Genomic DNA, 5,433 nt, shown 5'->3' on the forward strand with positions numbered 1-5,433 from the left:
CGTCCCGTAAACATTGGGTGCCAGTCCAGTAGCGCCAATTTTTGCTCTCTCGTCCAGCGTTGGATAGGCTCAATCACTAACTCACCCGCATAATATGAGGCTCCTTCAGGCTCCCACCATTCCCCGGCTGGCAGTGAAGTATCCAATTCAAAATCAGGGCACTGAGCATGCATAATCTTGCAAGGATGAACCGCACAGGGTAAATGAGGATTGCGGGTGTTGAAGGTGCATCGACCCCTTGCGGGTATCTCGGAGAGCGCGCACTGTGAGGAAAAGTGATCATCGGTCAAGTCATTCATCATCTGCTGTCATTTTCTTTCAACCGTCTCATCGAAACAAGGTAGGGGCTGCTGTCTGAAAAAGCGATATCACTCCGTCCGCCATGAGTTGGACTGCAATCGCCAGAATGAAGAACCCAAACACACGGTTCAAAGCCCCAAACCCATTGTGACCCATCCTTGAAAGCAGAGTCTCCCCTAACGCAAGGCAGAGATAGAGCAACCCACCAAAGAGGATGATTCCAATCAAGCAGCCCAGATACTCGCTCCATTGCGTCATTTTTGTGGCTAATCCAATCACTACCCCAATCGATCCAGGACCTGCAATCAGAGGAATTGCCATTGGCGTAAACGAAACATCTTCTTTCTCGACGGCGGCTTGATGCTCAGAATCAGTCATTCGCTGTTTGCTGGTCACCATCTCCCAGGCAGCATGAGCGACCAGCAAGCCTCCCGCGATTCGCAGCACGTTTAGGGAGATACCAAAGAACTCTAGAACTGTTCGACCCGCAAATAAGAATAGTGCCAGAATCAAAACGACATTAAGGGCAGTTCGTTGAGCTTGCTTTCTGCGATCGGTGCGGCTATCACTTCCAGTCAGGCTATAAAAGGCGGGGACGGCTCCAATGGGGTTAGCGATCGGAAACAGGGCAACCAGTGTGCCAACGGCATAGTTCAAGATGGGTAGAGCCACGTCGGTTTGAGGTTTCACAGCAACGTCCCTATTATCAGTCCTTCAGGGAGTAATTATGTAGTTCCTTGATGCTCACCCGTTCTGGCGTTGTGATGGATTCGAGAAATATCTGATCCATCACAACGCCTCTACTCCATTGATAGTTCGTCTATCGGCGGTTCTAGCAGAAACATATCGGTGTTGAAGCTGTGGATGGCTTCTTGCATTTCTTCAGCCGTGATGAGTCCCTGCTCATAGGATTTCAGCAAGTGATGCAGACTGAGAATCTCGTCGCCTTCAATGTCACCGCTAAACAGCAGGTAGTCAATTTGGGCTGGAAAATTGAGCTTCATCATCTTTGTTTAACCTGCAACCACCTGAACCAGTTTCTTCAATTACAAATTTCTCAACCCTCAACTAATTTCTGCAACTCATCTAGCAAGCGCTCAATCTTTTTAGATTTCTTTGGGTCATCCCATACCTTCGATTTCTTAACCTGTTTATAGGTTTGGTCAAATCGTGATCGCAGTGTTGGCTCTGGTGGTTCTGATTGATCTACCGCCGCTTGTTTGGCTTGAGTAGTTCGATCGCGAATGGCGCGGACGGGCAAATTCTGCTCGACGGACTCTTGAAGTATCTGCTGACGCAAGACTGGATCTTTGACTCCGGCGATCGCCCGCGCTTTGGTATATTCCAATTTTCCCTGTTGCAACTGCTCCAGCACATCTTCAGGCAGGTTCAGAAGGGGTAGGTAGTTGACGCGAAAGCTATCCGGCGTTAGGGGATCAGGTAACGATTGAAAAAAGGACTCAAGCTGTTGCCATGCTTCAGTCTGAGTCACGCTATTTTCACCAGGTTCGCGCTCATGCGCGGCCTTGTCGAGTAGCTGCTTGACGTTTTCTGGTGGGATCTTGAGCAGTAGAGCTATACGAGCGAGAATTGCCTGCGTTTTCTCATACGGGTTGAGATCTTCTCGCATCAGGTTTTCATCTAGAGCAAGCTCACTGGCTGCTTCATCGGTGAGGGATTCATCGACGAACGCCATCAGATCGGTGAAACCTGCTTGTTCATGAGCGAGCTTGCGCTGCTCTCCGAACACCAATTCATATCCACCTGTAATTGGGCGCACCAAAATTGCGGTGCGCGGATACTCACCCCGTTCCAGATATCTGCGAAATTTACTCGCCATTGCAGAGATCTTTTGCACATTAAAATAGTGACGTGGCTGAAATGGCGATCGCTGAATTTTGGCGATCTCAATGAGAACTGGAAACCCACCGACTGCCATTGACACCGCTTCCACTTCTGCTTCAGTGACGATCGTATCTGCTCGCAATGCTGCTAGTCCTTTCAATCGACTCATGAGTATTCCTCCAGTACTTCTTGAATTACCGTTTGATAGTCTAACCAAGCGCGCGAGGCATTGGGGTCTCGCTTGACTTGAAACACCGGAATACCCTCAATAAATGCTTTGTCGTAAGCTTTGTAAGCCCGAATATGTCCCTTGAAAATTGGGATAGATTGCTCTTGAAGATACTCCCGTGCATCTTTTTCATCCTTGACAGAAGGAACTTTGGTGAGCAAAACCCGGTGGTTTTGGCTTCCGACCTCCTTCAATCTTTGAGCTGTATCCACTGTGACTCTGAGATCGTCTCCTGAGGTTGATGAGGGCAGCACAATCAAATCTGTCATTTCCAGTAGAACCTTAAGGTCTTCTGGAGAGGGACGTGCTTTCGTATCGGTAACAATATGCTGGAATTTGCCTTGAAAGCGGAGTAGCTGAAGCTCTGTAATCACTTTGAAGGGAAAAGCAGAAGTGGCACGACCTGCCCAAGCCATCGCTGATCGATTGGGGTCAGAGTCTACCAGCACGGTCGCCGCCTGAGCCGATAGCCCGTAGGCAAAGTGAACAGCGGTGGTTGTTTTTGCCACGCCACCCTTCTGATTAACGATTGCAATAATCATTGGTTTTCTCCCAAGATGCAGGGATCTAGCCTGACTTTAGCACGGTAGAAATTAAAAAACTCGGCTGCGAATAACGTTATTCGCAGTCAAAGAGGAGTACTACCGTCATGAAAGTGCAATGGATGTCGATCAATTGTTTCAAGTCACAATCTGGAAGCGGAGCGGCTCGCGCTATTGCGCTGCCTGTCAGTGCGGAGTAGTCTGGTTGCTTCTGCTCTGAGCGATCTCTTCGTATCGCGCTATTGCATCGTCTCTAGCGGCGCAGCCATTTCTTCCGCTTCGCGTGTCATGCCTAACCGAATAAATCCCTCCTTGGCTTTGTGTGCCCAAGCGTAGGCTGCCTCAATCCTTCCCCGTTGTTGCTCCAGATAAGCCCAGGACTTCTTGTGGTAAAGATTCAAATAAAGTCTCTGGATTGCTAATGACCTGAGAGGAAAGCCCAATCTCTTTAAGCCAGACAGAACTACTTTGCTGTCCGTCAGCGTCCACTAAATGTAGATTTGCCTGCCCCGCCTTTCTGATTCGCGAAAGCGAGAACCTTGGGAAGCTTCATAAAATTTTAGTGATCTTTGTGGGTTAACCAATGACAAGGATCTTAGCGTGAGTTGCTCGTTTAGAACCTAAAAGTTGTGGAGAACAAACTATTGCACTTGGAATTAAGCGTTTTTAACACACCTTGCTTCTAAAGTTCATACTGCTCGTAGAGCGATCGTAGCTTCTGCTTAAACCGCTCCCGCGCCCCTTCAGGTGACACGATCACACAATCGTCTGCATAGCGAAGTACCTCTCGAAAGAACCAAAAGGTATTGAAAATCTTTCGTACCACGCGACGGATGGGAGGATTACTATTGGTTAGCCATTCATTGGCGATATCTTCAGTTTTTGACTCATAAGCAAATGCCAGCCGATTGAGAAGGTGGAGTTCAACTTCAATGTCATCTAGATTAGAGTGCCATCGACCTTGTATCGAGTTGATGGCAGCGGCAGGAATCCGATCGATCCGCAAGTTCCAGTTGTGCTGCAATTGGGGCAGATCCTGGTTGCCCTCCGTTTCGTCACACCAGCATTCCAGGTATTGTCGCTTTTCTCGGAAGGTGATTCTGGCATAACGGATGGTGAAGGTGAAGGGGCGATCGGCAGCATCCCGATAGGTCAACTGAAACGGCATTTGGCGACGTATGTACTGGTCAAGCTCCGATCTCCAGGGCACCATCGGCGTTGCCAGCAATGTTTCTATTTCGTTTCGTAACGGCACAGCTAGTTCGCTGCGATCGAGGAGCAATCTAACAATGATTTGTGCTTCATCGATCTGCCCCGTATCGCTCAGGGCACGCATCGCCTGTTGCAGCGCACGGATGCGATCGTCTGACCAATCGTTATTGCGCCCAATCAGTAATTCTCGACGGGCGATCGCTTCCACTAGGCGGGAGATGTTCGGGCGATCGCCCCAGGTCATCCCCTGTTCAAGCGCAATCTGCTCTAACTGCGCCTTGTCTCGCTCTTGAATGGAGAGGGTAATCGAATATCCTTTGCGGCTCATAAAAATATACGGACACTTTATCCATAAAGTCTCTTGTCGATCTCTATTTTGAAGGTCATAATCAACTTAATGCAACGGTATACGGACAAAATGCAAGGGAAAAAAGATGCTGAAACGTCTTCGATTGCTAAACCGAGAGCCGGAAGGTTTAGATGAGGTCTACTTCGGTAAGGTGCGCCCAAATCTATACGATCTACACGCGGCACATCATCAGCATGGAACGCGCAAGGGGCGGACTTTGGCTGAACATCTCGACTCAGCCTGTCAGTTTGTGCTGACAGTCAGCAAAATTGCGAACGTTCCTGAAGAAAAACGTGCTTGCATCCTCGCTGCAACTGCCGTTCATGATTTGAACAAACTATCTGAAGATAAGCGCAACGTTAAAGCGCTGGCACGCGATCGCGCTTTTCTGCAAGAACAACTCGATCTCGCAGGCGTTAGCAGCTTAGTTAAAACAGATGACGGTCTCGAATTAGTGCGTCGTTTGATCGAGCGGCATTCAGGGCACAATGTCAGTGATGGAATGCGCTTTTTACCAGAAGACCCAAACATCAAACGTTGGTCGGCGATGCTGATTGGGGGCGATTTATTTGACCTGGGAATTGTAGAAGAAAAGCGTATCCGCAAAGTCGAAAATGAACTAACAGTTGCCTTCGCTCGTCCTAGTCAATTATTCAAAATTAGGTTAACTCACATCTTGCACCAGTCTCAATAAGCTGAGGATAGGGACTGGATGATAATCTCAAACCCTTGCTCATCCACCAGGTCTCGGTGCTTGTGAATCTGACGAAGTAGCTTAATCCAGGCAACGTGCGGCAGCAGAGTTGCAACGGCTTTGACACAGACTTCGCCCCAGTCGAGCCGCCACCAGTTTGGGAAAGTTCGAGAGACCCAATGGGCAAGCAGGTAAGCAATGAGGGATAACAACAACCAGCGATAAATGCCCAGCCGAGTCTTCTGACCAAAGCAATGGAGTC

7 protein-coding genes and 1 pseudogene are annotated in these 5,433 nt (G+C 48.8%); 1 reads left to right on the top strand and 7 read right to left on the bottom strand.

What is annotated here, in order from left to right; genetic code table 11:
* Window positions 1-327: 327 nt before the first annotated feature.
* From A8707_RS25410 to A8707_RS25430, 6 genes are all read right to left on the bottom strand, one after another.
* Window positions 328-990, bottom strand: coding sequence for a MarC family protein (locus A8707_RS25410; protein ID WP_068820161.1), 663 nt, complete (start codon window positions 988-990; stop codon window positions 328-330).
* 110 nt (window positions 991-1,100) lie between these two features.
* Window positions 1,101-1,307 (bottom strand): hypothetical protein, encoded by a 207-nt coding sequence (locus A8707_RS25415; RefSeq protein ID WP_068820163.1) that lies wholly within the window; start codon window positions 1,305-1,307, stop codon window positions 1,101-1,103.
* Window positions 1,308-1,357: 50 nt separating this feature from the next.
* Window positions 1,358-2,314 carry a ParB/RepB/Spo0J family partition protein gene (locus A8707_RS25420; protein WP_068820165.1) on the bottom strand — a complete coding sequence of 319 codons (957 nt, stop codon included), beginning with the start codon at window positions 2,312-2,314 and terminating at the stop codon, window positions 1,358-1,360.
* Window positions 2,311-2,916, bottom strand: coding sequence for a ParA family protein (locus A8707_RS25425; RefSeq protein WP_068820167.1), 606 nt, complete (start codon window positions 2,914-2,916; stop codon window positions 2,311-2,313). The genes A8707_RS25420 and A8707_RS25425 overlap by 4 nt, the downstream gene beginning before the upstream one ends.
* A gap of 239 nt (window positions 2,917-3,155) precedes the next feature.
* Window positions 3,156-3,317 (bottom strand): hypothetical protein, encoded by a 162-nt coding sequence (locus A8707_RS28720; protein ID WP_156518881.1) that lies wholly within the window; start codon window positions 3,315-3,317, stop codon window positions 3,156-3,158.
* Window positions 3,318-3,598: 281 nt separating this feature from the next.
* Window positions 3,599-4,456, bottom strand: coding sequence for a helix-turn-helix transcriptional regulator (locus tag A8707_RS25430; protein ID WP_068820169.1), 858 nt, complete (start codon window positions 4,454-4,456; stop codon window positions 3,599-3,601).
* Window positions 4,457-4,562: 106 nt separating this feature from the next.
* Between A8707_RS25430 and A8707_RS25435 the strand changes: the two genes are divergently transcribed.
* Window positions 4,563-5,171 carry a hypothetical protein gene (locus A8707_RS25435; protein ID WP_068820171.1) on the top strand — a complete coding sequence of 203 codons (609 nt, stop codon included), beginning with the start codon at window positions 4,563-4,565 and terminating at the stop codon, window positions 5,169-5,171.
* Here A8707_RS25435 and A8707_RS29365 read toward each other — a convergent pair.
* Window positions 5,165-5,433 (bottom strand): annotated as a pseudogene (locus tag A8707_RS29365) (hypothetical protein); the annotation flags it as partial. The gene A8707_RS25435 and the pseudogene A8707_RS29365 overlap by 7 nt on opposite strands.

Source organism: Phormidesmis priestleyi BC1401 (assembly GCF_001650195.1).
Lineage (GTDB): Bacteria > Cyanobacteriota > Cyanobacteriia > Leptolyngbyales > Leptolyngbyaceae > Phormidesmis_A > Phormidesmis_A priestleyi_B.

Bases quoted from the DNA above. Each gene is read 5' to 3' on its own strand.
- A8707_RS25415 (WP_068820163.1), bottom strand. From the start codon at position 1,307: ATGATGAAGCTCAATTTTCCAGCCCAAATTGACTACCTGCTGTTTAGC.
- A8707_RS25420 (WP_068820165.1), bottom strand. From the start codon at position 2,314: ATGAGTCGATTGAAAGGACTAGCAGCATTGCGAGCAGATACGATCGTC.
- A8707_RS25425 (WP_068820167.1), bottom strand. From the start codon at position 2,916: ATGATTATTGCAATCGTTAATCAGAAGGGTGGCGTGGCAAAAACAACC.
- A8707_RS25430 (WP_068820169.1), bottom strand. From the start codon at position 4,456: ATGAGCCGCAAAGGATATTCGATTACCCTCTCCATTCAAGAGCGAGAC.
- A8707_RS25435 (WP_068820171.1), top strand. From the start codon at position 4,563: ATGCTGAAACGTCTTCGATTGCTAAACCGAGAGCCGGAAGGTTTAGAT.